This is a genomic window from Chelatococcus sambhunathii, from assembly GCF_001418005.1.
GTDB lineage: Bacteria > Pseudomonadota > Alphaproteobacteria > Rhizobiales > Beijerinckiaceae > Chelatococcus_A > Chelatococcus_A sambhunathii.
Window position 1 is genome coordinate 294,572 of sequence record NZ_LIOL01000005.1, and the last position, 26,886, is coordinate 321,457.

General features: G+C 68.4%; 26 protein-coding genes. 10 read left to right on the forward strand and 16 right to left on the reverse strand.

The window, feature by feature from the left end; translation table 11 throughout:
• Window positions 1–26 precede the first annotated feature (26 nt).
• Entirely contained in the window at window positions 27–578 is a 552-nt protein-coding gene (locus ASC46_RS12445; protein ID WP_245280540.1) for a Fur family transcriptional regulator, read from the reverse strand.
• Window positions 579–908: 330 nt separating this feature from the next.
• Between ASC46_RS12445 and ASC46_RS12450 the strand changes: the two genes are divergently transcribed.
• Genes ASC46_RS12450 through ASC46_RS12460 form a run of 3 tightly spaced genes read left to right on the forward strand, consistent with a single transcriptional unit; the run spans window position 909 to window position 3,349 of the window.
• Window positions 909–1,694 (forward strand): 3-hydroxybutyrate dehydrogenase, encoded by a 786-nt coding sequence (locus tag ASC46_RS12450; protein ID WP_055459663.1) that lies wholly within the window; start codon window positions 909–911, stop codon window positions 1,692–1,694.
• The gene (locus ASC46_RS12455) at window positions 1,691–2,782 is read left to right on the forward strand and encodes a patatin-like phospholipase family protein (RefSeq protein WP_082464821.1); all 1,092 of its coding nucleotides are present in this window, start codon (window positions 1,691–1,693) and stop codon (window positions 2,780–2,782) included. The genes ASC46_RS12450 and ASC46_RS12455 overlap by 4 nt, the downstream gene beginning before the upstream one ends.
• A gap of 21 nt (window positions 2,783–2,803) precedes the next feature.
• On the forward strand, window positions 2,804–3,349 hold the full coding sequence (locus ASC46_RS12460) for an O-acetyl-ADP-ribose deacetylase (RefSeq protein WP_055459610.1): 546 nt from the start codon (window positions 2,804–2,806) through the stop codon (window positions 3,347–3,349).
• Window positions 3,350–3,351: 2 nt separating this feature from the next.
• Here ASC46_RS12460 and ASC46_RS12465 read toward each other — a convergent pair whose 3' ends face one another.
• The 10 genes from ASC46_RS12465 to ASC46_RS12510 form a co-directional block, all read right to left on the reverse strand.
• Window positions 3,352–4,011 (reverse strand): class I SAM-dependent methyltransferase, encoded by a 660-nt coding sequence (locus ASC46_RS12465; protein WP_055459611.1) that lies wholly within the window; start codon window positions 4,009–4,011, stop codon window positions 3,352–3,354.
• Window positions 4,008–5,150, reverse strand: coding sequence for a glycosyltransferase (locus ASC46_RS12470; protein WP_055459612.1), 1,143 nt, complete (start codon window positions 5,148–5,150; stop codon window positions 4,008–4,010). Before ASC46_RS12470 ends, ASC46_RS12465 begins: the two co-directional genes overlap by 4 nt.
• 6 nt (window positions 5,151–5,156) lie before the next feature.
• Complete coding sequence (locus ASC46_RS12475) at window positions 5,157–5,480, reverse strand: type II toxin-antitoxin system PemK/MazF family toxin (protein ID WP_055459613.1); 324 nt, start codon at window positions 5,478–5,480, stop codon at window positions 5,157–5,159.
• Complete coding sequence (locus ASC46_RS12480; protein ID WP_055459614.1) at window positions 5,477–5,689, reverse strand: antitoxin MazE family protein; 213 nt, start codon at window positions 5,687–5,689, stop codon at window positions 5,477–5,479. Before ASC46_RS12480 ends, ASC46_RS12475 begins: the two co-directional genes overlap by 4 nt.
• Window positions 5,690–5,759: 70 nt before the next feature.
• Window positions 5,760–7,286: a UxaA family hydrolase gene (locus ASC46_RS12485; RefSeq protein ID WP_055459615.1), complete on the reverse strand. Its 1,527-nt coding sequence runs from the start codon at window positions 7,284–7,286 to the stop codon at window positions 5,760–5,762.
• Between the two features lie 102 nt (window positions 7,287–7,388).
• Window positions 7,389–7,838, reverse strand: coding sequence for an RbsD/FucU family protein (locus ASC46_RS12490; RefSeq protein ID WP_055459616.1), 450 nt, complete (start codon window positions 7,836–7,838; stop codon window positions 7,389–7,391).
• A 23-nt stretch (window positions 7,839–7,861) separates the two neighbouring features.
• Window positions 7,862–8,896 (reverse strand): aldo/keto reductase, encoded by a 1,035-nt coding sequence (locus ASC46_RS12495; protein ID WP_055459617.1) that lies wholly within the window; start codon window positions 8,894–8,896, stop codon window positions 7,862–7,864.
• Window positions 8,897–8,907: 11 nt separating this feature from the next.
• Window positions 8,908–10,203, reverse strand: coding sequence for a TRAP transporter large permease (locus ASC46_RS12500; RefSeq protein WP_055459618.1), 1,296 nt, complete (start codon window positions 10,201–10,203; stop codon window positions 8,908–8,910).
• Window positions 10,200–10,697: a TRAP transporter small permease gene (locus ASC46_RS12505; RefSeq protein ID WP_019402755.1), complete on the reverse strand. Its 498-nt coding sequence runs from the start codon at window positions 10,695–10,697 to the stop codon at window positions 10,200–10,202. Before ASC46_RS12505 ends, ASC46_RS12500 begins: the two co-directional genes overlap by 4 nt.
• A gap of 113 nt (window positions 10,698–10,810) precedes the next feature.
• The gene (locus ASC46_RS12510) at window positions 10,811–11,809 is read right to left on the reverse strand and encodes a sialic acid TRAP transporter substrate-binding protein SiaP (protein WP_055459619.1); all 999 of its coding nucleotides are present in this window, start codon (window positions 11,807–11,809) and stop codon (window positions 10,811–10,813) included.
• Window positions 11,810–12,119: 310 nt separating this feature from the next.
• Between ASC46_RS12510 and ASC46_RS12515 the strand changes: the two genes are divergently transcribed.
• The 4 genes from ASC46_RS12515 to ASC46_RS12530 all read left to right on the forward strand — a co-directional run bounded on the left by ASC46_RS12515 (window position 12,120) and on the right by ASC46_RS12530 (window position 16,447).
• Complete coding sequence (locus ASC46_RS12515; RefSeq protein WP_055459665.1) at window positions 12,120–12,791, forward strand: GntR family transcriptional regulator; 672 nt, start codon at window positions 12,120–12,122, stop codon at window positions 12,789–12,791.
• A 229-nt stretch (window positions 12,792–13,020) separates the two neighbouring features.
• Window positions 13,021–14,442, forward strand: a complete 1,422-nt coding sequence (gene uxaC / locus ASC46_RS12520; RefSeq protein ID WP_055459620.1) for a glucuronate isomerase — start codon at window positions 13,021–13,023, stop codon at window positions 14,440–14,442.
• Window positions 14,439–15,923 carry a mannitol dehydrogenase family protein gene (locus tag ASC46_RS12525; RefSeq protein ID WP_055459621.1) on the forward strand — a complete coding sequence of 495 codons (1,485 nt, stop codon included), beginning with the start codon at window positions 14,439–14,441 and terminating at the stop codon, window positions 15,921–15,923. The genes uxaC and ASC46_RS12525 overlap by 4 nt, the downstream gene beginning before the upstream one ends.
• 95 nt (window positions 15,924–16,018) lie before the next feature.
• A complete protein-coding gene (locus ASC46_RS12530) occupies window positions 16,019–16,447 on the forward strand; it encodes a hypothetical protein (RefSeq protein ID WP_055459622.1) in 429 nt (142 codons plus the stop codon).
• Between the two features lie 2 nt (window positions 16,448–16,449).
• On the opposite strand, the gene ASC46_RS12535 is transcribed toward ASC46_RS12530, so the two are convergent.
• Both ASC46_RS12535 and ASC46_RS12540 read right to left on the reverse strand, forming a co-directional pair.
• Complete coding sequence (locus ASC46_RS12535; protein ID WP_053193522.1) at window positions 16,450–16,686, reverse strand: Lrp/AsnC ligand binding domain-containing protein; 237 nt, start codon at window positions 16,684–16,686, stop codon at window positions 16,450–16,452.
• A gap of 53 nt (window positions 16,687–16,739) precedes the next feature.
• A complete protein-coding gene (locus ASC46_RS12540) occupies window positions 16,740–17,663 on the reverse strand; it encodes a 2-dehydro-3-deoxygalactonokinase (RefSeq protein ID WP_055459623.1) in 924 nt (307 codons plus the stop codon).
• 210 nt (window positions 17,664–17,873) lie between these two features.
• Here ASC46_RS12540 and ASC46_RS12545 point away from each other — a divergent pair, with 210 nt between their 5' ends.
• The 3 genes from ASC46_RS12545 (at window position 17,874) to ASC46_RS12555 (ending at window position 24,733) form a co-directional block, all read left to right on the forward strand.
• On the forward strand, window positions 17,874–19,058 hold the full coding sequence (locus tag ASC46_RS12545; RefSeq protein WP_055459624.1) for an efflux RND transporter periplasmic adaptor subunit: 1,185 nt from the start codon (window positions 17,874–17,876) through the stop codon (window positions 19,056–19,058).
• Window positions 19,059–19,121: 63 nt separating this feature from the next.
• Window positions 19,122–22,292 (forward strand): efflux RND transporter permease subunit, encoded by a 3,171-nt coding sequence (locus ASC46_RS12550; RefSeq protein ID WP_055459625.1) that lies wholly within the window; start codon window positions 19,122–19,124, stop codon window positions 22,290–22,292.
• Between the two features lie 122 nt (window positions 22,293–22,414).
• Window positions 22,415–24,733: a Tex family protein gene (locus tag ASC46_RS12555; RefSeq protein ID WP_055459626.1), complete on the forward strand. Its 2,319-nt coding sequence runs from the start codon at window positions 22,415–22,417 to the stop codon at window positions 24,731–24,733.
• 94 nt (window positions 24,734–24,827) lie between these two features.
• Here ASC46_RS12555 and xth read toward each other — a convergent pair whose 3' ends face one another.
• The 3 genes from xth to ASC46_RS21945 all read right to left on the reverse strand — a co-directional run.
• Entirely contained in the window at window positions 24,828–25,643 is an 816-nt protein-coding gene (gene xth, locus ASC46_RS12560; RefSeq protein ID WP_055459627.1) for an exodeoxyribonuclease III, read from the reverse strand.
• Window positions 25,644–25,771: 128 nt separating this feature from the next.
• Window positions 25,772–26,653 carry a LolA family protein gene (locus ASC46_RS12565; RefSeq protein ID WP_055459628.1) on the reverse strand — a complete coding sequence of 294 codons (882 nt, stop codon included), beginning with the start codon at window positions 26,651–26,653 and terminating at the stop codon, window positions 25,772–25,774.
• A 112-nt stretch (window positions 26,654–26,765) separates the two neighbouring features.
• The coding region (locus tag ASC46_RS21945) for a DNA translocase FtsK (RefSeq protein ID WP_141659682.1) at window positions 26,766–26,886 on the reverse strand (121 nt) is incomplete at its 5' end.

Sequence of the window (26,886 nt, forward strand, 5' to 3'; positions counted from 1 at the left end):
AAGGTCTTGCTGCGCCTCTCGCGCCGTCAGGTCAAGGCTTGACTTTCGCCTTTTGCGCCTTCCCGGCAATGGGCACACGTGCCGGCGATCTCGACGACCTGGGCCCTTGGCTTGAAGGCGGCGTCGGTCAACACCCGCCTGAGAGCCGAGCCGACGTCCGGCGAGGCGGCCTCGTCCACCCCGCCGCAGGCCTCGCAGATGAGGAAGACCACGAGTTCCCCGGGCTCGTGATGGTGCGGGCAGGCGACGAAGGCGTTCTTCGTCTCGAGCTTGTGCACGAAGCCCTGCTCCAGGAGGAAATCGAGGGCGCGGTAGATCGTGATCGGCGCCACCCGCCGTTCGTCCTGCCGGGTCAGCGCCTCGGCGAGGTCGTAGGCGCCGAGCGGCCGGTGCGTGGCATAGAGCGTCTCCAGCACGGCGCGGCGGATCGGCGTCAGCCGCTGGCCGCGCGTTCGGCAGGCGGCCTCGGCCGCATCGAGCGCAGCAGGCGCCTCCTTCAGCCGGGCGGCGGCGTGGGCGCAGTCCGCGTCATCGCCGTGGTGATGGTCATGGCCGTGGCCTGCCTCGTTTTCGTCCATCGCGTCGCTGTCTGCTTCCGTGGTCGGTCCCGCTTTCACCGTCATCGGGCGGTGATGATGCGCTATCCAAATGTAAACATTATAGCGTTACTCGTCCGGCGAGGCACCGCGCCGGGCGTATGGCCTGACGGTCCTCTGCACTGCGTCGCCCGAGGCGGCCATTGTCCGGTTCCTGCGCAACTTGGGTTTGCACTGCGGCGCAACATAGATAGGCTCTGTGAGCCCAGTTGCCACCCTGCGGCAGCACTGCGCCGCGAAGAGGCCTTGCGAGAAGCGTTCTTCGTCGCGTCCATGACCATCAGCCAGAACAGCAGCCATCGGGAGCAGCATATGTCGCTGAAATCGCGCACCGCCGTCGTCACCGGTTCAACGAGCGGCATCGGCCTTGCCATCGCCCGGGCCCTGGCCGCCGAGGGCGCCCATGTCGTCATCAATGGTTTCGGCGAGCCTGCCGCCATCGAGAGGGAGCGGGCGACGATCGAGCGCGAATTCGGCGTCAAGGCCGTCTATTCCGGCGCCGACATGACGAAGCCGGCCGAGATCGCTCAGATGATCGCCGATGCGGAGAAGTTGCTCGGCTCGGTCGACGTGCTCGTCAACAACGCGGGGATCCAGCACGTTGCACCCGTCGAGGAGTTCCCGATCGAGAAGTGGGACCAGATCATCGCGATCAACCTCTCCTCTGCCTTCCACGCCATCCGGGCGGCCGTGCCCGGCATGAAGACGCGCCGCTGGGGCCGCATCATCAACACCGCTTCCGCCCATGCCCTCGTTGCCTCGCCCTACAAGTCGGCCTATGTGGCGGCCAAGCACGGCATCGCAGGCCTCACCAAGACGATCGCCCTCGAGGTCGCGACCCATGGCATCACGGTGAATGCCATCTGTCCCGGCTATGTCTGGACGCCGCTTGTCGAGAAGCAGATCCCCGACACGGCGAAGGCCCGCGGTATCAGCGAGGCGGAGGTCAAGGAAAAGGTGCTGCTCGCCGGTCAGCCGACGAAGGAATTCGTGACGGTGGACGAGGTCGCGGCCTATGCCGTCTTCCTCGCCTCCGACGCCGCGCGCTCCATCACCGGCGCGCTCGCCACGATTGATGGCGGCTGGACGGCGGAATGACCGGTCGCGTCGTCCGTGCCCGCAAGTCCGCCGGCCAGCCGGCAGGCGGCTTCGCCGGTATCGCCGGCCCGAAGGCCGAGAAGAGCATTTGCCTCGCCCTGCAGGGCGGCGGCGCCCACGGTGCTTTCACCTGGGGCGTCATCGACACCCTGCTCGAGGACGGCCGGCTCGCCATCGAGGCGATCTCGGGCACGAGCGCCGGCGCCATGAACGCCGTCGTCATGACCCAAGGCTTCATCGAGGCCGGCATCGACGGCGCGCGGCGCGACCTCGAGACCTTCTGGCGGCGCGTCAGCCGCGACGGGGCGCTGTCGCCGCTGCAGCGCTCGCTCGTCGACCGCATGCTCGGCATCTGGGGCGGGGGCGACGAACCGCCCGGCCTCCTCTGGTTCGACATGGTGTCGCGCTTCGCCAGCCCCTACGACTTCAACCCGCTCAACATCAATCCGCTACGCGATCTCATCGAGGAACTGATCGACTTCGACAAGGTGCGCGCCTGCAACTCGGTCTCGCTCTTCATCGCTGCCACCAACGTGCGCACCGGCAAGATCAAGCTCTTCGAGCGCCCGGAGCTGACGGCGGACCACATCATGGCCTCGGCTTGCCTGCCCATGGTCTTCCAGGCGGTCGAGATCGACGGCGTGCCTTATTGGGACGGCGGCTACATGGGCAATCCCGCCCTCTTCCCACTGTTCTACGGCGCGGCGAGCGACGACGTGCTCCTGGTGCAGATCAATCCGATCGAGCGGGAGGAGACGCCGCGCACCGCCCGCGAAATCCAGAACCGCCTGACCGAGATCACCTTCAACGCGACGCTCCTGCGGGAGATGCGCGCCATCGAGTTCGTCACGCGCCTCATCGACGAGGGCAAGCTGTCAAAGGACGAATACAAGCGCGTGCTCATGCACCGCATCGACGCCGACCTCCTGATGAAGCGTGTGACCGCGGCCTCGCGCCTGTCGGCGGACTGGGACCTCTTGCAGCGCCTTGCCGACCTGGGGCGGCAAGCGGCCCGCAAATGGCTCAAGAAGAGCTATGATGACGTCGGCGTGCGGTCGACGCTCGACCTGCGCCGCGAATTCGCCTGACGCAGCGCGAAAGGAACGGCCATGAGCGACTGGCCGCATCGTGTCGCCGTCGCCGGCGGCACCATCGAGATCGTGGTGGGAGACATCACGCGCCTCGCCGTCGATGCCGTCGTTAATGCCGCCAACCGCACGCTCCTCGGCGGCGGTGGCGTCGACGGTGCGATCCACCGGGCAGCGGGGCCGGAGCTTCTCGCCGAATGCCAGACCCTCGGTGGCTGCGAGACCGGCGAGGCGAAGATCACGCGCGGCTACAGGTTGCCGGCCGCCCACGTCATCCACACGGTTGGCCCCGTCTGGCGGGGAGGCGGGCAGGACGAGGCGGCGCTGCTCGCCGCGTGCTACGGCAATGCGCTCGCCCTCGCCGATGCGCATGGCCTCGTCCGTATCGCCTTTCCCGCCATCTCCACTGGCGTCTACGGCTTTCCCGCGGAGGAGGCGGCGCCAATCGCCATCGGCACCGTGCTCGCGAGATTGCCGGATGTTTCGGTCGAGCACGTCGTCTTCTGCTGCTTTTCTGCCGGAAGCGCCGTGCTTCATCGTCAGGCGCTCGAGGCCCTGACGCGGTGATCTCAGGTTTCGCGAAAGGCCCAGACGCTCGTCTTCTTGATCTCGTTGTCTTCGAGCGCCCGCGTCACAGGCACTTCATAGGTGGCGAGTGCGGCGAGCCGTTCGCGCGCCAGATAGCTGCGGCCGGGGTCGCCGATGAGCACGGTGGCGCCGCGCGTGGCGAGGCGAGACAGCCAGTCGGTGACGGCGGCGGCAAGATCGCGCTCGTAGCAGATGTCGCCGGCCAGCACACAGTCCCATCCCTCGTCCGTGCCGATGAGATGATCCTGGCGGACGGTCAGCGCGACGCCGTTGGCTTGCGCATTCACCGCAATGGCGGCCGCCGCGAAGGCGTCGATGTCGCAGGCGTCCACCTGTGTCGCGCCGGCCCGTGCGGCGGCGATGGCGACGAGCCCCGAGCCTGAGGCGAAGTCGAGCACGCGCCTGCCGGCGACGATGGCCGGGTGATCGAGGATGTAGCGCGCCAGCGCCTGCCCGCCGGCCCAGGCGAAGGCCCAGAAGGGCGGCGGCAGCCCCATGGCGCCGAGTTCCTCCTCGGTCTTTTCCCACAAGGCCGTCGCTTCATCCGCCACATGCAGCACGATCTCCGGCGCGTGCGGCACCGGCAGGAGCCGCGTATGGGTGCGGACGAAGACGGCCTTGTCCGTTGCGAGGCGCTTCATGGATGCTCGTCGAGCATGCGGCGGTAGAGGTCCTTCAGCCCGTCCATCACATGGCGCTCCGTGAAACCGTCGAGCACGCGCGCGCGCGCCGCAGCGCCCATCGCGGCGACGCGCCGCGGATCGGCCGCGAGCTGCGCGATGGCCTCGGCGAGAGCCGCTGCGTCGTCCGGCGGCATCACGAGGCCTTCGACGCCGTCGCGCACCAGCGTACGGCAGCCGGGCACGTCCGTCGTCAGGACGGCGCGGCCGCTCACCGCCCCTTCGAGCAAGGTGCGCGGCAGGCCCTCGCCGCCGCGGGAGGGCAGGCAGCAGACGTGGTGCTCGCGCCAGACGCCGGCGATGTCGCGCGTCGGGCCGCGCCAGGCGATGCCGGGCTCGTCTGACCATTGCCGGAGCGTCGCCTCCGGCACCGCCTTTGGATTGTCGGGATCCGGCGCGCCGAAGAGCGAGAGCTCGACCGCGACGCCCCGGGCACGGGCGCGGCGGACCGCCTCCACCGCAAGGTCGATGCCCTTCGACCACAGCATGCGCGCGACGACGGCTATCTTGAGCGGCGGCTGCGGCGGCAGGGGTGCGACGGGATAATCCCCTGGTTCCACGCCGGCACCGCCGACGATGGTCACGTTCGGCGCACGCGGATCGAGCCCGACGAGACGCGGGTCGTCCTCGTTCTCGAAGAGGTAATGCGTGCTGCGGCCTTCGAGCCCGCCGCGGATGACGAGGCGCAGCCCGGCCCGCGCCACGCGCGCGGAGGCATCGCGGCGCGCGCCGAGAAAGCCGAGGCCGGTCAGCGCATAGACGCGGGCGGCGATGCCGGCGAGGCGTGCCGCAAGGCCGCCGAGCACGATGGAGCGCAGCGCGATGGCGTGCACGATGTCGGGGCTCTCCTCGGCGAGCACCCGCCGCATGGTGCCGACGGTGCGCAGGATGGCGAGCGGGCTCATGCTGCGCCTGTCGGCCTCGAGCGCCAGCACACGCGCGCCCGTCGCCTCGATCACCTCGCGGTGCGCCCGCACCCGCGCCACCACCGTCACGGCAAGGCCCATCTCGCGCGCGGCCCGCGCCATGGGCAGGAAATGCGAAGCGAAGAACCAGTCCTCGGTGACGAGGAAGAGCACGGAACGGGGCCGGTCGGTCACGATGCCTCACGCAAAGCCGAGAAAGAGCGCGAGCGCGCGGTTTACCGCGAGAAGATCCGTCTCGTCGAGCCGGCCGAAAGACTGGCCCAGCCTGCCGCGGGGCACCGTGTGAGCCTTGTCCACCATGATCTGCGAGACCTTCTGCAGGCCGTTGCGCTCATTCGGCTCGACCGTGATGCGCAGGAGCGGCGCCGCGACGAGTTCACTCGTCACCGGCAGCAAGGTGAAGGAGGGATGCGTGCTGAAGAGATCCGACTGGATGATCAGGGCCGGTCTTAGTTTGCCATAGGCCCCGGGAAGAGCCACGGTGACGAGGTCACCGCGCCTCATTCACGCCAGCCCCGATGATCCGAGGCCGCTTCGATGAAATCGAGGATCTCGTCTTCCTCGGCGCTCTTGGCGATGAGTTGTGACTGGCGTCGACACTCCTCGGCAAAGCCGGGCTGCGCCGGGTCCGGTATCCAGATCTGCACAGGCTTCAACCCGGCCGCCCGTAACCGCTCGCGATGGCGCTGCACACGCTTGGCGACCCCTGCCATTCCAGCCCCCGGCCTGTTACATGTAACATAGGTCGTCGCCCGTGGGACCGCAAGCGCGCCCACCTCTTTCTCACATCGTCGCGCCGATCTGCCATGGTACGAACTCGGCGTCGCCGTAACCGAGCTCCTCGGACTTGGAGCGCTCGCCGGAGGCGACCTTCAGCACCTTCTCGAAGATCTCGCGGCCCTTGTCCTCGATCGACACGCCCTCGATGACGTCGCCGCAGTTGATGTCCATGTCGTCGATCATGCGCCGGTACATCTCGCTGTTGGTGGCGAGCTTGATCGACGGGGTCGGCTTGCAGCCGTAGGCCGAGCCGCGGCCGGTGGTGAAGGCGAGGACATTGGCGCCGCCGGCGACCTGGCCCGTCGCCGAGACCGGGTCGTAACCGGGCGTGTCCATGAACACGAACCCCTTGGCGGTGACCTTCTCGGCATAGCGGTAGACGTCCGTGAGCGTCGTCGTGCCGCCTTTTGCGGCGGCGCCGAGCGACTTCTCGAGGATCGTCGTGAGCCCGCCCGCCTTGTTGCCGGGCGAGGGGTTGTTGTTCATCTCCATCTTGTTGCGGGTGGTATAGTCCTCCCACCACTTGATGAGCTCGACGAGCTTTTCGCCAACCTCGCGGGTCGCCGCGCGGCGCGTCAGGAGATGTTCGGCGCCGTAGATCTCCGGCGTCTCGGAGAGGATCGCCGTGCCGCCGTGCTTGACGAGCAAGTCGGCCGCCGCTCCCAAGGCGGGGTTGGCCGTGATGCCGGAATAGCCGTCGGAGCCACCGCACTGCAGGGCGAGCATCAGCTCCGACGCCGGCACCGTCTCGCGCCGCGCCCGGTCGGCGACGGGCAGCATCTCGCGAATGGCGGCGGCGCCGGCCTCCACCGTCTTCTTCGTGCCGCCGATCTCCTGGATGGTGAAGGAGCGGAAGGTGTCGCTTTCCGCGATGCCGTAGATCTCTTTCCAGCGGGCGATCTGGAAGCCTTCGCAGCCGAGGCCCACCATGACGACCGCCGCCATGTTGGGGTTGGTCGCATAGCCCCACTGGGTGCGCTTGAGAACCTCGTAGCCCTCGCCCTTGACATCGAGGGCGCAGCCGCCGCCGTGCACGAGCGGGATGACACCGTCGACGTTCGGATATTGTTCGAGGATGCCCGAGCGGCGGATCTCCTCGGCCATGTAGCGGGCCACCGTCGCCGAGCAGTTCACCGAGGTGAGGATGCCGATGTAGTTGCGCGTCCCGACCGTGCCATTGGCGCGCCGGAAGCCCTGGAAGGTCGCCTGCTGTTCGACGGGCAGGATGTCTTCCTTGCGCGCCGCCTCGGCGAAGCGGTAGTCGCGGGCGAAATCGTGCATCTCGACGTTGTGTTCGTGCACCCACTCGCCGGGGGCAATGGGTTTCGACGCAAAGCCGATGATCTGGCCGAACTTGACGATGGGCTCGCCCGCGGCCATCGGCACGACAGCCATTTTATGGCCGCGCGGTATGCGCTGCGTCACCGCGACGCCGTCGACGGAAGCGCCGGGCTCGAGCGCATCTACCGCGACGATGACGTTGTCGCTGGCGTTGAGGCGAAGGGTACGGGGGGTGACGGGACGGTCCATGGGCGTGCTTCCGGGCGGGCTGATCGGCCGCTGATGCGGTTATTTGAATCGTTTTATACTACGCGGCGCCAAGCGATGCGAGCCTGCCGGCATGTGACGGTTTCACGCCGCGAGCACGACGCCCTTGCGGATGAGGAAGCAGCCGTAAGGGCGCATGTCGCCCACCTGCACGACGGCGAAGGCTGAACTCGCCACCTCGTAGAAGGCATAACGCTCGATGCCGACGAGCGGCAGCGCCTTGCCGGCCGCCCGGTCGATCACTGCCTGCACCTCCCTCTGGATCGGCGGCACCGTGACGGCATCGCCCACCACCTCCATGCGCCGCACCGGATCGTCGACGAAGCTGTCGATGGGCAGCAGCGACAGCACGGCTTCGGCTGCACGCGCCAGGGTGAGACCGGGGATGCGCACGAGCTCGCCCGAGGTGGTGCGGCGCGCCACCGTCTCGGCCGGGAAATTGGCGTCGACGAGGGCGAGGTCGTCGCCGTGGCCCATTGCGGCGAGAACCCACAGGAGGTCGGGCGTCAGAACGGGGTCGAGACCCTTGAGCATCGTGTCGGCTCCGGTAAGGGCGGTCAGGCGGGGATCGGCGCGTCGGGAGCGAGCAGGCCCTCGCTCTTGAGGTCGCGCCACAGCCCCGCTGGTGGCGAGGCGGCGAAGGCGGCGACGTTGCGGCTCACCTCCTCGGGTGTCACGCCACCGAGCACGACGCTCGCGACCGCAGGATGACCGAGGGCGAAGTGCAGCGCCGCATGCGCCAGCGGGACGGAATGGGCGCGGCACACGGCCTCGATGCGGCGCACCTTGTCCATGACGGCATCGGGCGCGGGGGCGTAGTTGTAGCGGGCGCCCGGCACCGCGCCCGTGGCGAGGATCCCGGAGTTGAACACGCCGCCGAGCATGACGCCGATGTTCTTGTCCTGCGCCAGCGGCAGGAAGCCCTCGAGTGCCGGCTGCTCCAGGAGCGAATAGCGCCCTGCGAGCAGCATGCAGTCGAAGTCGCCGGCGCGGGCGAAGCGCTCGCACATGTCGGCCTCGTTGATGCCGACGCCGATGGCCTTGATCACCTTCTGGTCGCGCAGGTCGGCGAGGGCCCGGTAGGCGCCGTCCATCGCCTCCTTGAAGCGGGCCTCGATGCCGTCGGCGCCGTGCGTCCAGACGTCGACGTCGTGGATGAGCAGCACGTCGATGCGGTCGGTGCCGAGACGCAGCAGCGACTGCTCGAAGGAGCGCATCGCGCCGTCGTAGGAGTAGTCGAAGGAGGCCTTGTGCGGCAGGCCGCCGGCGAAGCCGGGCGAGACCACGTCGCTCCTTGCCGGCGCCGCCGGCCGCTGGCGCGGATCCATCACCCGCCCGACCTTGGTCGAGAGCACGACGTCGCTGCGCTCGTGGCGCCGGAGCGCCGTGCCACAGCGGTGCTCGGCAAGGCCGTTGCCGTAATGCGGCGAGGTGTCGAGGAGCATGATGCCGGCTCCAAGAGCCGCCTCGACGGTGGCGATGGCGGTGGCGTCGTCGAGCGTCGCATAGAGGTCGCCGAGCGGCGCCGTGCCGAAGCCGAGGACCGTGACCTTGAGGTTGCTGCGTCCGAGCGTACGTGTCGCCAGGCTCATCGAGATCCTCCCTAACCGGTGTAGCCGAACTGGCGTGGCAGCCACAGCACCGTCTCCGGCACGAGGATCATCAGGAGGAGCGCGGCCAGGAGAATGAAGAGGAACAGCCACATCTCGCGGATGATGTCGCGCAGGGGGATGCCCGTCAGTCCGTTCATCACGAACAACAGCACGCCATAGGGGGGCGTGACCAGCCCCAGCATGATGTTGACCACGATGACGACGCCGAAATGCACGAGGTCGATGCCCATCTCCCGTGCCGCCGGCAGGAACAGCGGCACCAGCACGAGCAGCATGGTCGTCGCGTCGAACAGGCAGCCGAGCGCGAGGAACAGCAGGTTTACGAGCAGCAGGAAGACGAGCGGATGCACGTCCACCCCGCGCATCCAGCCGGCGACGAGCTGCGGGATGTTCTCGCTCGCGACGATGTAGTTGAAGATGAAGGCGCCGGCGATGATGAGCGCGACGACGGTGGTCGAGCGCGCCGATTCGGCAAAAAGCCGGAAGGTCTCCCGCATCGTCAGCGACCGGTAGACGAGGCCGGCGAGCATGAGCGCGTAAAGGGCCGCGAGCGAGGCCGCCTCCGTTGGCGTCGCGGCACCGCCATAGATGCCATAGAGCAGGATGACCGGCAGCATCAGCGCCGGGAAGGCCTGCACCGTGGCGCGGGGCAATTCACGCATCGGTACGGTGTCGTCGCGCGGGAAGTCGCGCTTGCGCGCGACCCAGGCGATGGCCGCCATCAGCGCGCCTGCCATGATGAGGCCGGGAATGATGCCGCCGAGGAAGAGATAGCCGACCGAGGTATCCGAGACGAGCGCATAGAGCACCATCGGGATCGACGGCGGGATGATCGGCCCGATGGTCGAGGAGGCGGCCGAGATCGCGGCCGCGAAGCCTGGCGTATAGCGCTTCGTCTTGACCATCATCTCCGTGAGGAGCTTGCCGACGCCCGCCGCATCCGCGATGGCCGAGCCCGACATGCCGGCGAAGATGATGCTGGCCACCACGTTGACGTGGGCGAGCCCGCCGCGGAAGCGCCCGACGAGTGCCTGGCAGAAGAGCAGCATGCGCTCGGAGACACCGCCGGCATTCATCAGGTTGGCGGCGAGGATGAAGAGCGGCACGGCGAGCAGCACGAAACTGTCGACGAGGTTGTTGAGGATCTGCTCGGAGAAGAGGCCGACGTCCTTGCCGGTGACGAAGAGATAGCCGATCGCCGCCACGAACATGGCATAGGCGATGGGCATGCCGATGGCCGCCAGCCCGAAGAAGGCGGCGAGCAGGAAGACGAAGGATGCGCTCATTCGCTGAAACCGGAAGGACGTTCGTCAAGCACCTCGCCCCAGCGGCGCGAAAGGAGGCGCGCGACGCGCAGGCCCTGGCGGATGACGACGCAGACGACGAAGACGATGAAGATGGAATAGAGGATGTCGTAGCGCAGGCCGAGGACCGGCGTCTTCTCGATGCGCATGAAGCTGATCCAGTCCACCGTCGCCGGCAGGGCGGCGAGGAAGGCGCCCAGCGTCACGAGCGCGCAGACGAAGGCGAGCCAGCGCTGCACGCGGCGCGGGCTTGCGAGCACCACCATGTCGAAGGTGATCTGGTCCTTGTCGCGCGTCAGGAAGGCCGCGCACCAGAAGACCACCCAGACATATGAGATCAGCGTCGCTTCCTGCGTCCAGGCCGTCGGGTCGTTGAGGACGTAGCGCGTGAAGATCTGCAGGATGAAGGCGGCGAACATGGCCATGAAGCCGAGCGCCGCCGCGATCGTCGCCAGGAAACGCAGCCGTTTCACCACAACGGACAAGGGTGCCTCCGGTACGCAGGGTCTGTTTTGGGGGCAGTCGGTGTCCCCTCCCCGCACGGGGAGGGGCGGAGGGGCTGACAGGCGATGTGCAGGTCAGCTTTCTGCTACTTCACTGCGTTGATGCGTTCGACCATGCCCTTCGGCCAAGCCTTGGAGAGTTCGGATTCGAGATAGGCCTTCTGCACGTGGCTGCGGAAGGCCTCGACGTCGGGCCGGTAGACCTTGAGGCCCTGCTGCGCGAAATCGGCCGCGAGCTGCCTCTCCTCGCCGATGCGCCCCTCGTTGTTGAAGGCCACGGCGGCCTGGGCGGCTTCCAGCACGGCTTCCTTCTGCTTGTCGTCGAGCTTGTTCCAGGTCGCGCCGGCGAGCGAGAGGAAGATGGAATCGACGAGGTGGTCGGTGAGCACGATCTGCTTGGTCACCTCGTAGAACTTCGCGGCCCGCACGGTCGGCAGCGGGTTGTCCTGGCCGTCGATGGCGCCGGTCTGCAGCGCCGTGTAGATCTCGCCGAAGGCGAGCGGCAGCGGGTTGGCGCCGAGCGCCTTGCCGAGGAACAGCCAGGTGTCGGAGCCCGGCATGCGCAGCTTGACGCCTGCGAGATCGGCCGGGGTCTTCACCTCCTTTTCGATGCGCAGGTTGAGCTGGCGCGTGCCGAGATAGCCGACGGCGAGCACCTTGATGCCCATCTTGTCCTCGACGAGCTTGTACATCTCCTCGCCGATGTCGCTCGCGAAGACCTTCTGCTGGTGCTCGGGATCGCGGATCAGATAGCCGGCGGTGAAGATCGACCACTCGGGGATCTGCTTGGCGATGTCGAAGGCCGAGATCATCGCCATCTCGAGATTGCCGCGCTGCATGGCGGCCGGCTCGGTGCCCTGCTTGAACAGCGTGGCATTGAGATGGATCTCGACGTCGAACTGGCCGGGCGCGCGCTTTTCGAGCTCCTCCTTGAAGACGGGGAGCATCTTGGCATGCCAGTCGGAATCGACGGCGGGGGTCGAGATGCGCAGCTTGACCGGGTTGGCGGCGAACGCCGGACCGGCGACGAGCGCCGAAGAGAGGGCAAGGCCGAGGACGAGCCGGCGGCTCAGCGAGAATGCCATAGTGTAGATCCTCCCGAAAAACGGCTTGTTTGAGCGCCCGTTCAGGCGCGATCATCGGCATATTGCCGAAGCGGCGGAGTGCTTGCAAACAAAAAACAACTAGCTAACATGTCAGCCCAGAAAAAGAGCCGTCGAGGGCCTGTGCAGGTCGTCGGCACGCGTGGCGCTTCTGCCCGACGGCCTGTCCCTGGGGCCCTGTCCGGGGCGCTGCGCCCGAAGGGCCTTGGCCGATGCCGTCACCGGCTTTATGGGGATCGCGAGGCCAGGGCGCGCCATCGGCCCCGACGCCGAAGACATTGAGGAGGACGAGATGGACCGGCCAGCGGACGATGGTGCCCCTCTCAAGCTGCGCGAAAAGGCCTATGACAGCTTCACGCAGCACCTGCTCGCGCGCAACGTCCGGCCAGGCCAGTTCATCTCCCAGCGCGAGCTCGTGGCCCTGACCGACCTGCCGCTCGGCGCCATCCGCGAGCTCATCCCCCGCCTTGAGGCCGAGGGCCTCATCAAGACGGTGCCGCAGCGCGGCATGCAGGTTGCCCATCTCGACCTCAATCTCATCCGCGACGCCTTCCAGTTCCGCCTCTTCATGGAGCGCGGCGCCATGGACCTGTTCGTGCAGTCGGCCTCGGACGAGACGCTCGCCGCCTTGCGCCGCCAGCACGAGGACGTGCTGGCGCGGGCGGAAGCCGAGGGCGACACGCCCGAGATCGTGGCGGAAGGCCAGGCGGTCGATTGGGGCTTCCACGACATGCTGATCGATGCGCTCGGCAACGAGATCATCGCCAAGGCCTACCGGGTCAACTCCATCAAGATCCGCCTCATTCGGCAGGAGCTGGTGCGAATCGACGGCCTCGTCGCGCCGGTCATGCGCGAGCATCTCGGCATCATCGCCGCCATGGAGACGCGCGATCCGCAGCAAGCCGTGGCCGCCCTCTCGGCCCATATCGACAACGCCCGCAACCGGGCGCTCGGCCTGCGCTGACGGCTACAGGACGGTTGCGCCGTCGGCCCGCCCGCCTCCTCCCCGGCGCGCTCGGTCGACTTGCCCAGACGGGCTGCACACGCTATTTCCAAATCGATTCAAACGGCGCCGAGAAAGCAGTTCACACCGGCTGCTCCGCTGGTTAGGGTTCGCCGCGCGACGCGCGGCGGCGCCACCGCGGCGCTTTTCGTCAAAAGGCTTGAAGCCGTTATCAGGAAAGGAAGTGCCGATGCGCGAGGGCCGCCTGCCGCTCGTCCACGAGGACCGCCTCTTTCCCGCCGATCCGTCCGCACGCGCCGTGGCGCGCCGGCTCTATGCCCATGTGAAGGACCTGCCGATCGTCTCGCCGCACGGGCATACCGATCCGCGCTGGTATGCCGAGAACGAGCCCTTCCCGGATCCCGCCCGCCTCTTCGTCGTGCCCGACCACTACGTCTTCCGCATGCTCTACAGCCAGGGCGTGCGGCTCGAGGATCTCGGCATCGCGACGAAGGACGGCACCGAGGTCGAGACCGACGGGCGCAGGATCTGGCGGCGCTTTGCCGAGCGCTATCATCTCTTCCGCGGCACGCCGACGCGCACGTGGCTCGACCACGCCTTCGCCACGCTGTTCGATTTCGACGTGCGACTCTCAGCCGAGACGGCCGATCTCTATTACGACCGCATCGCCGAGCGGCTGGCCGAGCCCGCCTATCGCCCGCGTGCCCTCTTCGAGCGCTTTAACATCGAGGTCATCGCCACCACGGAGAGCCCCCTCGATCCGCTCGTCCACCACAAGGCCATCCGCGATAGCGGCTGGAAAGGGCGCGTCATCACGGCCTACCGGCCCGATCCTGTCGTCGACCCGGAGTTCGACGGTTTCAAGGCCAATGTGGAGGCCCTGGGGGAACTCACCGGCTGCGACGTCTCGACCTTCGCCGGCTATCTCGAGGCCCACCGCAAGCGCCGCGCCTTCTTCAAGGAGATGGGCGCCACGTCGACCGACCACGGTCATCCGAGCGCCCGCACGGCGGACCTCTCGCCCGTCGAGGCCGAGGCGCTGTACACCCGCATCATGCACAGCAACGTCACGAGCGAGGATGCGGAGCTCTTCCGCGCCCAGATGCTGACCGAGATGGCGGCGATGAGCCTCGAGGACGGGCTCGTCATGCAGATCCACCCCGGCTCGATGCGCAACCACAACGCCGGGCTCTTCGCCCGCTTCGGCCGCGACATGGGTGCCGACATCCCGGCCGCGACCGACTATGTCCATGCGCTGAAGCCTCTGCTCGACCGCTTCGGCAACGAGCGCGAGCTCACCATCATCCTCTTCACGCTCGACGAGACCGCCTATTCGCGCGAGCTCGCGCCGCTCGCCGGGCACTATCCGTGCCTGAAGCTCGGCCCGGCCTGGTGGTTCTTCGACAGTCCCGAAGGCATGCGCCGCTACCGCGAGCTCGTCACCGAGACGGCCGGCTTCTACAACACCGTCGGCTTCAATGACGACACGCGGGCCTTCCCGTCGATCCCCGCCCGCCACGACGTGGCGCGTCGCGTCGACTGCGCCTTCCTCGCCGAGCTCGTCGTCACCCACCGCCTCGACGAGGACGAGGCGCACGAGCTCGCCCACGATCTCGCCTATCGCCTGGCCAAGGAGGCCTACAAGCTGTGACGCAGACGGCCCGCCTCAACACCGCGCGCCTCGCGGACCTGCCGCCCGATGTCGCCCGCCCGGCCTATGATCGCAAGGCGATGAAGACCGGCATCGTGCATCTCGGCATCGGTGCCTTCCACCGCGCCCACCAGGCGGTCTATACGGATGCGGTCATCGCCAGCGGCGACCTCTGGTGGGGCATCGTCGGCGCCAGCCTGCGCAGCCCCGACACCCGCGATGCCCTCAAGGCTCAGGACGGGCTCTACACCCTCGCCGTGCGCTCGGGCGAGGGCGAGAAGCTCGCCGTCATCGGCGCCATCCGCGAGGTCGTGGTGGCGCCGGAGAATCCGGCGGCGCTCGTCGAGCGCATGAGCCATCCGGACGTGAAGGTCGTCACCCTCACGGTGACGGAGAAGGGCTATTGCCACGATCCGGCGACCGGGCGGCTCGACGAGAAGCACCCCGACGTGGTGCACGATCTCGCCAACCTCAACCGGCCGCGCTCGGCCATCGGCTTCCTGGCCGCGGCCATCGCCCGCCGCCGCAGCCTCGGCCTTGCGCCCTTCACCGTGCTGTCGTGCGACAACCTGCCGTCGAACGGCCGGACGCTGCACCGCATCCTCACCCGTTTCGCGGAGCTCGTCTCGCCCGATCTCGGCGCCTTCGTGCGCGACAAGATCGCCTGCCCGGACAGCATGGTCGACCGCATCGTGCCGGCAACGACCGACGAGGACCGGGCCGCCGTGGCGGCGCGCCTCGGCGTCGCCGACGCCTGGCCGGTCATGACCGAGCCCTTCACCCAATGGGTGATCGAGGACCATTTTCCCTCCGGCCGCCCGGCCTGGGAGACGGTGGGAGCGACGCTCGTCACGGACGTCGCGCCCTATGAAGCCATGAAGCTGCGCCTGCTCAACGGCAGTCACTCGGCCATCGCCTATCTCGGCTATCTCGCCGGCTACCAGACCGTGTCCGAGGCCATGGCGGACGAGAGCCTCGCGTCCTATGTCGCCGCCCTCATGGACGACACGACGGCGACGCTGACCATCCCGCCTGGTGCCGACGTCGAGGCCTACAAGCGCTCCCTGCGCGAGCGCTTCCGCAATCCGGCGCTCAAGCACCGCACCTGGCAGATCGCCATGGACGGCTCGCAGAAGCTGCCGCAGCGCCTGCTGGGCACGATCCGCGACCGGCTCGCGGCCGGCTCCGACATCGCCCGCCACGCCCTCGCCGTGGCGGCCTGGATGCGCTACGTCACGGGCACGGACGAGAAGGGCGACGCCATCGACGTGCGCGACCCGCTGGCGGCGGACCTTGCCGCGATCGCGCGGTCCGCGGGCGGCGACCCCGCCGCGCTCTCCAGGGCGCTCGCCGGCGTCGAGGCGGTGTTCGGCACCGACCTGCCGGCCGAGCCGCGCTTCGTTACCGCAGTCGGCGAGGCCTTGGTCGGACTCTACCGGGACGGCGCCCGCGCCACGCTCGCAAGCCTCGCGCACGGATGAGCGAATAGCGTCAGGCACGGCTGCGCAGCCGTGCCTTTAACCTTTCGTTAACCATCGGGGCGCACGCTTCCAGGGTCTTGAAGGAGGGTGCGCCGATGTCGCTGCCGACTCTGTCCGACGACGAGTTGCGCGTTCCCGGGCGGGACGGGGAACTGCGCACGATCCTGAGGGCCGTCCCCGTCATCTACGACCTGTTGCGGAGCACCTACGGGGCCTGGCTGGCGCGGGATCCGCAGAATGTCGACAGCTTGGTGCGCCTGCACGGAGCGCTGATCATCATCTCTCTGGCGGACCTGCCGGAGGAGGAACAGCGGCCAGTCAGCCGCCGGCTCGTGGCGCTGATGCGCGAAAGCGGCCTGACGGCGCAGCATATCCGCCAGCTCGATGCGGCGGTCGCGCTCGAGCTAATGGCAGTGGTGCGAGCACAGAATCGCTGCTCGCAGCGCCGGCAACGGCATCTCGCCGCCGTCATCGCGGCGCGGCTCGGCGCGATGGATTCGCGCGCAACAGCGGCAGCGGCCTGACTTCAGAAGGCCTTGAAGGTGATGATGGTGCGCGTGTCGGCGATGTCGTCGATGGTCTGCACCTTCTCGGCGACGAAATGGCCGATGTCGACGTCACGGTCGACATGGAACTTGGCGATGATGTCGTAGTCGCCGGCGATCGAGTAGATCTCCGAGGCGATCTCACGGTCGGCGAGCTCGCTGGCGACCGCATAGGTCTTGCCGAGCTTGCACTTGATCTGGACGAAGAAGGTCTGCATCCCGCAACTCCTGCCACCGAGCCCCATGCGAATCAACTCCGTGGCGGCCAAGTTTATCGGCTCGCCAGCTTTGCCGCCCGCGCGATTGCCCACAGACCTCGTGTGGCGATGTCCTCATCAGCAATGGCCGTGCGCACGCCGAGAGCCCGCGCCGCGTCGCGGTAGCGCGCGCTGAGACCGGCGCTGCCGACGACGACGACCGGCTCGGCCGGCGGTTCGGGCCCGAGCGCATCGGCGATTTCGGCGCCAATCATGAGACCCGACATCAGGCTCGGCGCCGCCTCGGCGCTGAGGCGTTCGAACAGGCCCAGGGTGCGCACGCCAAAGAGGAGGTTGAGCAGCGCGCCCGGCCCACGACGGCGGGCCTCCTGCGCCATGGCGACTCCCGTCTCGAAGGCCGCCGCGTCGTGCGCCGCGCCCGCGCGCATCTGGCGCCCGAGGATGGTGTGGTCCTTCAAGGCGGCGAAGGCCTCGCCGGTCATGTATGAGCGGAAATCGAGGATGCGCCCGCCGGCGATCCGCACCCATTTGCAATGGGTGCCGGGCATGCAGACAAGGCGCTCGGCATCACCGAGGCCGTCCATCAGGCCGAGCAGCTGGGTCTCCTCCCCGCGCATGACATCGGGCGCGCGGCCTGACCGGGAATCGAGGCCGGGCACGACGAGGACCCGGCGCGACGCGTGTGGAGCGCTCACCAGCCCGTCAACGAGGCCGTCGAGCGTGCAGGGGGTCGTGATGTAGCGGGCCTCGATCCAGCCCTGGCGGCTGCCGACCATGCCGCAGAGCAGGGCCGGCGTATCCGCGCCGGCGCCGAACTCGCCGCAAAGCTCCTCGAGGAGGTCTCCATACGGGACAGTCATGCGGGTGATGCCGGTCGGCCGCGCCGTCTTGGCGCGCAGGGAGCCGTCGGCCGCAAAGGCATAGGCCCTGAGGTTGGTCGTCCCCCAGTCGACACCGACGAGCACCGTTTCCTGCATTCTCTCTTCCCCCCACCGGCGGTTACATGCCGGAAGGTGCGCGCTCTGTCCACGGGCAAACGTCGATATGCTCGACGGCCCGAGGGGTGGCAGTTAACGTGTTCGTTGCATTGGTGTTGTAGTGACGTAGCACGACTGTCGCTGACGAGGGTAATCAGGCGGATCCTCGCTTCGGCCCCGCAGGCAGTTGCCGGTATTCGGGGGGACGTCATGGACGCGAAGTTGATCCGTCGCATTCGCCGGCATGCCGGATGCGTTCTGGCGGCCATCGTGTTTGCTGCGGGGCTCGCCGCCTGCAGCGAGGAAAACACCTACGTTCCGCCCCCGCCGCCCAAGGTGCTGGTGGCCAAGCCGGTCGAGCAGGCGGTGACCAATTACATGGCGTTCACGGGCAACACCCAGGCCTTCAACGCGGTCGATCTCGAGGCCCGGGTGCAGGGCTTCCTGACTGCCATCGACTACAAGGATGGTACGGCGGTGAAGAAGGGGCAGCGCCTCTTCACCATCCAGCGCGACACCTATCAGGCCCAGCTCGACCAGGCGCAGGCGAACCTCGAGGGCGCGATAGCCCGCCAGCTCAACGCGCAGAACGAGTACAACCGCCAGTCCCAGCTCGGCCAGCAGGACTTCGCCTCCAAGGCGCGGGTCGAGGACGCCAAGACCAACCTCGACCAGGCGACGGCCGATGTCGCGGCGGCCAAGGCGAACGTCGCGCTAGCCACCATCAACCTCGGCTATACGGAAGTGCTGGCGCCCTTCGACGGCATCGTCACCAACCATCTCGTCGATGTCGGTGCCCTCGTCGGCTATGCCGGGCCGACCAAGCTTGCAACCATCGTGCAGATGGACCCGATCTACGTCTACTTCAACGTCGACGAGCAGCAGGTGCTGCGCGTCATGGAAGGGCTGGCGGCAGAGGGCCGCAAGCCTGGCGAGCTGAAGGACGTGCCGGTGGAAATCGGCCTCCAGACGGAGACGGGTTATCCGCACAGGGGCGTGATCGACTACATCGCGCCGCAGGTCGATGCGGGCACCGGCACGCTGATGGTGCGCGGCCTGTTCGAGAACAAGGACTTCGCCCTTCTGCCGGGCCTGTTCGTGCGCGTGCGCGTCCCCATGCGGCAGATCGACAAGGCGCTGCTCGTCGCCGATACCGCCATCGGATCGAGCCAACTCGGCAGCTACGTCTTGGTCGTCGGCGACGACGAGGTGGTCGAGCAGCGCACGATCACCGCCGGCGCCTTGCAGGACAATGGCCTCAGGGTCGTCGAGAGCGGCCTCGAGGCTGGCGAGCGTGTCGTCGTGTCGGGCATCCAGCGGGCCGTGCCGGGCAACAAGGTGGCGCCCGAGGCAACCGAGATGGCCGGCAAGCGCTCTACCGCCGCTAGGCCCTGAACCCGCGCCAACCCATGGCGCCCGTGCCGGCGCGCCCGTCCCCGAACGCAGAGGCAGCACCCCATGTTTTCGCGCTTCTTCATCGAGCGGCCGGTCCTGTCGAACGTCATCGCGCTCGTCACGGTCCTCGTCGGCGCCGTGGCCCTGCTGCGCCTGCCGGTCTCGCAATATCCCAACGTCACGCCTCCCACCGTCTCCGTGACGGCGCGCTTTCCCGGCGCCAGCGCCCAGACGGTGATGGAGACCATCGCCCTGCCCATCGAGCAGCAGGTGAACGGCGTCGAGGGCATGATCTACATGCAATCGACGAGCGGCAGCGACGGCTCCTACAATCTCACCGTCACCTTCGCCATCGGCACCGACCCCGACTTCGCACAGATTCTGGTGCAGAACCGCGTGTCGGCCGCGCTCGCGCAGCTGCCGCAATCGGTGCAGGTGCAGGGCGTCAACGTCCAGAAGAAGTCGACGGCCGTGCTGATGTTCGTGGCGCTCACCTCGCCCGACAAGCGCTACGACAGCCTCTTCCTCGCCAATTACGGCGTCATCAACCTGCAGAACGAGCTCGCCCGCGTGCCGGGTGTCGGCAGCGTCAGCATCTACGGCGCGGGCGAATATGCCATGCGCCTGTGGCTGGACCCGGACCGGCTGCAGGCCTTCAGCCTGACGCCGAGCGACGTCATCTCGGCCGTGCAGCAGCAGAGCCAGGAGGTCGCGGCCGGCGTCGTTGGCATGCCCCCGACGCCGCAGGGCCAGAACTTCCAGTACACGCTCAACGTCACCGGCCGCTTCGAGAGGGCGGAGGACTTCGAGAACATCGTCGTCAAGGTCGACGGCGCGAACGGCGGCCGCATCACGCGCGTCAGGGACGTGGGCCGCGTCGAGCTCGGCGCCCAGACCTACAGCTACGCCTTCTCCCTGCAGGGGGCGCCGGCGGCGGGCATCGGCATCTCCCAGTTGCCCGAGGCAAATGCCCTCGAGGTGGCCGCGGCGGTGCGGGCCAAGATGGACGAACTGGCGCAGCGCTTCCCGCCCGGCCTTGCCTATTCCGTACCCTTCGACACGACGACCTTCGTCGAGGCCTCCATCAGCGAGGTCTACAAGACGCTGATCGAGGCCGGCATCCTTGTGCTCCTCGTCATCATGCTCTTCTTGCAGGACTGGCGGGCAATGCTCGTGCCGGCGACGACGGTGCCCGTCACCATCATCGGCGCCTTCGCGGCCATGGCGGCGCTCGGCTTCACGGTCAACATCTCGACACTCTTCGCCATTGTGCTCGCCATCGGCATCGTCGTCGACGACGCCATCGTCATCGTCGAGGGCGTGGCCCACCACATGTCGCGCGGCCTGTCCGGCCGCGAGGCGGCGGTGAAGGCCATGAACGAGCTGACGGGGCCGGTGATCGGCATCACGCTCGTGCTCATGTCGGTCTTCCTGCCGGCCGCCTTCATGCCGGGCCTGACCGGGCAGATGTATCAGCAGTTCGCGCTCGTCATCGCCGCCACTGCCCTCATCAGCGCCGTCAACGCCATGACGCTGAAGCCGACGCAGTGCGCCCTGTGGTTGCGCCCGCCGACGCCGCCGGAGAAGCGCAATTTCATCTACCGCGGCTTCAACCGCGTTTATGACGCCTGCGAGCGCTGGTATGCCGGCCTCATCCACCACATGGTGAAGGCGAGCTACGTGATGGTGGTCGTGGCGCTCGGCCTCATCGGCCTTGCCTTCTGGGGCATGTCGCGCGTGCCCACGGCCTTCATCCCGCTCGAGGACCAGGGCTACATGATGGTCAACGTGCAGCTGCCCGACGGCGCCTCGCTGGAGCGCACCGACAGGGTGCTGGACGACGTGCAGAAGGTCGTTTCGCAGGTGCCCGGGGTCGACCAGGTCTTCACCATCAGCGGCATCTCGATCCTCGACAACAATGCCTCGCTGCCCAGCGCCGGCGCCGTCTACGTGGTGCTGAAGGATTGGTCACTGCGCGAGGCGGATCCGGCGCAGGGCCTGCTCGGCCTCTATCGGGCGCTGACGCGCGTCCTCGAGGATAACATCCTCGATGCGCGCACCATGGTCATACCGCCACCGCCGATCCAGGGCATCGGCAATGCCGGCGGCTTCAGCTTCGTCGTCCAGTTAAGGGACGGCAGCGGCGATCTCGACAAGCTGCAGAACGCAACCGACGAGATCGTCGCCAAGGCAAACTCCCAGTCGGCGGTCAGCAATGCCTTCACCAGCTTCCGCGCCAGGGTGCCCCAGTTCCATATCGGCGTGAACCGCACCAAGGCCGAGACGCTCGGCGTCACCGTGGGTCAGGTGTTCGAGGCGCTGGAGAGCTATATCGGCTCCACCTACGTCGGGCAGTTCAACCGCTTCGGCCAGGTCTTCCAGGTCTATGCCCAGGCCGAGGGCTCCTTCCGCCAGACGGTCGACACGATCAAGGGGCTGAAGATCAGAACCCAGACCGGCGAGATGGTGCCGCTCGGCACGCTCGTCGACGTCACGCCCATGGAGGGGCCGTCGATCGTCTCGCTCTACAACCTCTACCCGGCGGCGACCATCACCGGCATGCCGGCGCCCGCCTTCAGTTCGGGGCAGGTGATGCAGCTCATGGAGCAGATCTCCGCCCATACCCTCCCGGCGGGCCTGGGCCACGAATGGACCGGCATGTCCTTCCAGGAGAAGATCGTGGGCAACCAGATCTTCTTCGTGTTCGGCCTCGCCGTCGTGCTCGTCTATTTCGTGCTCGCCGGCCAGTACGAGAGCTGGATCCAGCCGCTGTCGGTGATCCTGGCCGTGCCGCTGGCGCTGCTCGGCACGGTCGGCGCGCTCACCGCCCTCGGCGTCGCCAACAATCTCTACACACAGATCGGCCTCATCCTCCTCATCGCGCTGTCGAGCAAGAACGCCATCCTCATCGTCGAATATGCGCGTGAGCAGCGGGCCGAGGGCATGGCGATCGTGGATGCCGCGGTAGAGGCGGCGCGCCGGCGCTTCCGGCCCATCCTGATGACCTCCTTCGCCTTCATCCTCGGCGTCGTGCCGCTGGTGCTCGCCGAGGGCGCCGGGGCCAACGGGCGCAAGTCGATCGGCATCGCTGTCTTCAGCGGCATGCTGGCCTCGACCTGCCTCGCCGTGCTCTTCGTCCCGTCCTTCTTCACGGTGCTGCAACGCCTCGAGGAATGGTGGACCCGCAAGGCACCCGAAGCGGAAACGGCCGCGGAGCCGCCGGCGGCCGCCTGACACACGGCCTCAGGGCTTTCGCATGTGGATGACGCGGGGCGGGGGGCCGCGCGTCCTGTTGGCTCGGCGGCGTCGGCTTTCTATTGTCCCGCCTTCCTGCGCCACCTAACCCTGGAAGCCGCATGTCCGACGTTCTGGAACGCATCGCCCCCGTCATCGCAGCCGACATCGCCGCGCGGCCGGCCCAGGTCCTTGCCGCCGTCCGGCTCATCGACGAGGGCGCGACCGTTCCTTTCATCGCCCGCTACCGCAAGGAGGCGACGGGCGGCCTCGACGACGCGCAGCTGCGCAAGCTCGAGGAGCGGCTGACCTACCTGCGCGAGCTCGAGGCGCGGCGCGCCGCCATCCGCGAGGAGATCGGCCGGCAGGGCAAGCTCACCGACGAGCTCGACGGGCGCATCGCCGCCGCCGCCACCAAGGCCGAGCTCGAGGACCTCTACCTCCCCTACAAGCCCAAGCGCCGCACCCGCGCCGAGATCGCCCGCGAGAAGGGCCTCGGCCCGCTCGCCGAGCGCATCCTCGCGGATCGCACGGTGGTGCCGGCGACGCTGGCGGAGGGCTACCTCGGGCCCGAGGTGTCGGACGTGAAGAGCGCGCTCGACGGCGCGCGCGACATCCTCACCGAGACCTTCGCCGAGAACGCCGACCTCGTCGGCCGCCTGCGCCGCTACATGCACGAGAAGGCCTTCGTGCGCGCCCGCGTCGTTGCCGGCAAGGAGGAGGCGGGCGCCAAGTTCTCCGATTATTTCGACCACGCCGAGCGCTGGGCGACGACGCCGAGCCACCGCGCGCTCGCCATGCTGCGCGGCCGCAACGAGGAGATCCTGACCGTCGACATCGAGATCGATGCGGACGATGCGTCTCCCGTGAAGCCGGTGGAGCGCATGATCTGCGCGGCCTATTCCATCGCCCCGGACGGCGGCGCGGCCGACCGCTGGCTCGCCGAGGTGGCGCGCTGGTGCTGGCGCGTGAAGCTGTCGCTGCACCTTTCGGTCGACCTCATGTCGACCCTGCGCGAGCGCGCGGAGGAGGAGGCGATCCGCGTCTTCGCCCGCAACCTCAAGGACCTTTTGCTCGCCGCCCCCGCCGGCTCGCGCGCCACCATGGGGCTCGACCCGGGCATCCGCACCGGCGTCAAGGTCGCGGTCGTCGACGGCACCGGCAAGGTGGTGGACACGGCGACCGTCTATCCCTTTCAGCCGCGCAACGACGTCTCCGGCGCCCAGGCCGTGCTCGCCGCGCTCGTCGCGCGCCACAAGGTCGACCTCGTCGCCATCGGCAACGGCACGGCGAGCCGCGAGACTGACCGGCTCGTCGCCGACCTCCTGGCGCAACTGCCCGCGGACAGGCGGCCGATCAAGGTGGTGGTCAGCGAGGCGGGGGCCTCGGTCTACTCGGCCTCGGAGATCGCGTCCGCCGAACTGCCCTCGCTCGACGTCTCCCTTCGTGGGGCCGTTTCCATCGCCCGGCGCCTGCAGGACCCGCTCGCCGAGCTCGTGAAGATCGAGCCGAAGTCAATCGGCGTCGGGCAATACCAGCACGATGTCGACCAGCACCAGCTCGCCCGCGCGCTCGACGCGGTGGTGGAGGATGCGGTCAATGCCGTCGGCGTCGACCTCAACACGGCCTCTGCGCCGCTGCTTGCCCGTGTATCCGGACTCGGGGCCTCGCTCGCCGAGGCCATCGTCGCGCACCGCAATGCCAACGGCCCGTTCCGCACGCGCCGCGACCTTCTCTCCGTCGCGCGCCTCGGCCCGCGCACCTTCGAGCTGAGCGCCGGCTTCCTGCGCATCCGTGACGGCGACGAGCCGCTTGATGCCTCCTCGGTGCACCCCGAGGCCTACGGCCTCGCGAAGCGCATCGTGGCCGCCTGCGGGCGCGACGTGCGCACGCTCATGGGCGACAGCGCCGTTCTGCGCGGCCTCGATCCGTCGGCCTTCGTCGACGCGCGCTTCGGCCTGCCGACCGTGCGCGACATCCTGGCGGAGCTCGAGAAGCCCGGCCGCGACCCGCGTCCGCAGTTCAAGACCGCGAGCTTCGCCGAGGGCGTCGAGGACCTGTCGGACCTGAAGCCCGGCATGATGCTGGAGGGCACGGTGACGAACGTCGCCGCCTTCGGTGCCTTCGTCGACATCGGCGTCCACCAGGACGGCCTCGTCCACGTCTCCCAGCTCGCCGACCGCTTCGTCAAGGACCCGCACGAGGTTGTCAAGGCGGGCGATGTCGTCAAGGTGCGTGTCGTCGAGGTCGACGTGAAGCGCAGGCGCATCGCGCTGTCCATGCGCAAGGACGACGGCAGCGCGGCGCCGCGGCCCCGGCGTCAACCATCGGATGCCGACAAGGCGCCGCGCCCCCGGCGCGACGACGGCCCGGCGAAGGGTGCCCAGCAGGGCGCCCTCGGGGCGGCGCTGGCCGACGCCATGCGGCGGAAGACGCGGTAGGATCCGAAGCGGGTGGCCGCGCCGAGGCTGTTCCCCTCCTCCGCTTGCGGCGGGGAGGGAGCGTGGCGCGCCAGCAATATCTCTTTCGCAATCGTCAAAGCTCCAGCGTCACCGTCACCGGTGCGTGGTCTGACGGGCGTTCCCAGCCGCGGGCGGCCTTGCCGATGCTCGCTTCCTTCAGCGTCGGGACGAGCGAGGGCGCGAGCCACACGTGGTCGAGCCGCCGGCCCTTGTTGGCGGCGGCCCAGTCGGGCGAGCGGTAACTCCACCAGGTGAAGACGGGCTCCGGCACCGGCGTGAGGTGGCGGATGGCGTCGACATAGCCGGCGGCCTGCCGCCATTCCTCCATGCGCGTCGTCTCGATGGGCGTGTGGCTGACGACGTTCAGCAGCGCCTTGTGGTTCCAGACGTCGCTCTCGTAGGGCGCGATGTTGAGGTCGCCGACGAGGATGCTCGGCGCGGCCGTGGGCTTCGCCCGGTCGCTCCACTGCATGAGCTCGTCGAGGAAGGCGAGCTTGTGGGCGAAGCGCGGGTTGAGATCGGGGTCGGGAATGTCGCCGCCGGCCGGCACGTAGTAGTTATGCACCGTGATGCCGCTCGCCGCCCCGGCGCCGGGGCCGAAGGTGACGGCGAGGTGGCGGGCGTCGTCCTTGCCGCAGAAGCTCATCGATTCGGTCGTCGAGAAGGGCAGGCGCGAGAGGGTCGCGACGCCGTGATAGCCCTTCTGCCCGTGGAAGGCGATGTGCTCGTAGCCGAGCGCCTTCAGCGCCTTCAGCGGAAAGCGGTCGTTCGGGCACTTCGTCTCCTGCAGGCAGATGACGTCCGGTTGGACCTCGGCGATGTGGCGCGCGAGGTGGTCGATGCGCAGGCGCACCGAATTGATGTTCCAGCTGGTGACGGAGAGCTTCATGCCTCGGCTTTCGGCCTCATCGGCCGCAAGCGATTCGGCCGGACGGAAACGGGGCCCTGAACTTGGCCCTTGACGCGGCGCGTTGCAAGGGATGGCGCGCCGCACGCTCCATGCGAATCAGGCCGGGATTACCGCGGCACGATGTTGACGTCCTGCAGGGCCACGGAGGTCTCGTAGCCCTGCGGGTCGACGACGATCCATTGCCTGAGGACATTGGCCTTGGCGTCGTAGACGAGCGTCACCTTCGACGTGCCGCCGAGCGTCGAGCTGTCCTCGAAGATCACCTCGACGACGCCGGACGGCGCGGTACGCACGTCGAGCACCTTGACGTCGCGGGCGAGGTCCACCCGGTCCTGTACCAGGAATTTCAGCGGCGTCTGGCCGATGGAATAGACGTCCTGGGTCCTGAGCTTCTTGTCGCGGATGGCGACGGAGCGCCCGTCGGCGACGATCTCCAGCGTGCTCGGCGGGTTGTACTGGAAGCGCAGCTGGCCCGGGCGCTTCACATAGAGCGAGCCCGTCGCCTGTCGTCCGTCGCCACTGTATTGGAGGAAATTGGCGGTGAGCGTGTCGATGCCGTTGAGATAGGCGTTGACGCGCGCCAGCGCCGCCTGGGGATTGGTCGGCACCGCCGCGGCGGGCGGCGGCGCGGCGGGCGGCGGCGCGGCGGGTGCCGGCGCGGCCGGGGCCGGCCGGGCGCCGGTTTCGCCGGTGCTTGCAGCCGGCGCGGAGGCGCCGCCCGTTGGAAGGTCGGCCGGCCGGCGCGGCGGCAGCGGGTGGGACCCGGGCAGGGAGGCCTGCGGTGCGGCGTTGGGCGGGGGGGCCGGTGTGGGAGCGGGCGCGGGCGCGCGTGGCGCGGCGGGTTGGGCCGGAGGCGCCGGCCTTGCCGGCTGCGCCGCGGGTGGATGGATCTGCAGGGGCTGGGCCGCCGCGAGCGTGGCGGCCAGGACCGCGACGGGAAGGGCAAGGACCGGACCCGAAACGAGGCTTGCGAAACGTAGCGTCTTCATCGTCTTTCCAACGGCCGGCCGGCGGCGTCGGTTCCGGCCGGGGTGGCGCGCTGGCGCGCCGCGCCTGCGCGTGAGGTCAGGTATGCCATCGCTGTGGCGAAAGCGCGACGCCTCATTCGTCGCCGCCGGCTGGCGGCTCGATCAGGATCTCGCGTTTTCCGGCGTGGTTTGCGGGTCCGACGATGCCTTCGTTCTCCATGCGCTCCATGAGCGAGGCGGCGCGGTTGTAGCCG

Bases quoted from the DNA above. Each gene is read 5' to 3' on its own strand.
- ASC46_RS12445 (WP_245280540.1), bottom strand. From the start codon at position 578: ATGGACGAAAACGAGGCAGGCCACGGCCATGACCATCACCACGGCGAT.
- ASC46_RS12450 (WP_055459663.1), top strand. From the start codon at position 909: ATGTCGCTGAAATCGCGCACCGCCGTCGTCACCGGTTCAACGAGCGGC.
- ASC46_RS12455 (WP_082464821.1), top strand. From the start codon at position 1,691: ATGACCGGTCGCGTCGTCCGTGCCCGCAAGTCCGCCGGCCAGCCGGCA.
- ASC46_RS12460 (WP_055459610.1), top strand. From the start codon at position 2,804: ATGAGCGACTGGCCGCATCGTGTCGCCGTCGCCGGCGGCACCATCGAG.
- ASC46_RS12465 (WP_055459611.1), bottom strand. From the start codon at position 4,011: ATGAAGCGCCTCGCAACGGACAAGGCCGTCTTCGTCCGCACCCATACG.
- ASC46_RS12475 (WP_055459613.1), bottom strand. From the start codon at position 5,480: ATGAGGCGCGGTGACCTCGTCACCGTGGCTCTTCCCGGGGCCTATGGC.
- ASC46_RS12480 (WP_055459614.1), bottom strand. From the start codon at position 5,689: ATGGCAGGGGTCGCCAAGCGTGTGCAGCGCCATCGCGAGCGGTTACGG.
- ASC46_RS12485 (WP_055459615.1), bottom strand. From the start codon at position 7,286: ATGGACCGTCCCGTCACCCCCCGTACCCTTCGCCTCAACGCCAGCGAC.
- ASC46_RS12490 (WP_055459616.1), bottom strand. From the start codon at position 7,838: ATGCTCAAGGGTCTCGACCCCGTTCTGACGCCCGACCTCCTGTGGGTT.
- ASC46_RS12495 (WP_055459617.1), bottom strand. From the start codon at position 8,896: ATGAGCCTGGCGACACGTACGCTCGGACGCAGCAACCTCAAGGTCACG.
- ASC46_RS12500 (WP_055459618.1), bottom strand. From the start codon at position 10,203: ATGAGCGCATCCTTCGTCTTCCTGCTCGCCGCCTTCTTCGGGCTGGCG.
- ASC46_RS12510 (WP_055459619.1), bottom strand. From the start codon at position 11,809: ATGGCATTCTCGCTGAGCCGCCGGCTCGTCCTCGGCCTTGCCCTCTCT.
- ASC46_RS12515 (WP_055459665.1), top strand. From the start codon at position 12,120: ATGGACCGGCCAGCGGACGATGGTGCCCCTCTCAAGCTGCGCGAAAAG.
- uxaC (WP_055459620.1), top strand. From the start codon at position 13,021: ATGCGCGAGGGCCGCCTGCCGCTCGTCCACGAGGACCGCCTCTTTCCC.
- ASC46_RS12530 (WP_055459622.1), top strand. From the start codon at position 16,019: ATGTCGCTGCCGACTCTGTCCGACGACGAGTTGCGCGTTCCCGGGCGG.
- ASC46_RS12535 (WP_053193522.1), bottom strand. From the start codon at position 16,686: ATGCAGACCTTCTTCGTCCAGATCAAGTGCAAGCTCGGCAAGACCTAT.
- ASC46_RS12540 (WP_055459623.1), bottom strand. From the start codon at position 17,663: ATGCAGGAAACGGTGCTCGTCGGTGTCGACTGGGGGACGACCAACCTC.
- ASC46_RS12545 (WP_055459624.1), top strand. From the start codon at position 17,874: ATGGACGCGAAGTTGATCCGTCGCATTCGCCGGCATGCCGGATGCGTT.
- ASC46_RS12550 (WP_055459625.1), top strand. From the start codon at position 19,122: ATGTTTTCGCGCTTCTTCATCGAGCGGCCGGTCCTGTCGAACGTCATC.
- ASC46_RS12555 (WP_055459626.1), top strand. From the start codon at position 22,415: ATGTCCGACGTTCTGGAACGCATCGCCCCCGTCATCGCAGCCGACATC.
- xth (WP_055459627.1), bottom strand. From the start codon at position 25,643: ATGAAGCTCTCCGTCACCAGCTGGAACATCAATTCGGTGCGCCTGCGC.
- ASC46_RS12565 (WP_055459628.1), bottom strand. From the start codon at position 26,653: ATGAAGACGCTACGTTTCGCAAGCCTCGTTTCGGGTCCGGTCCTTGCC.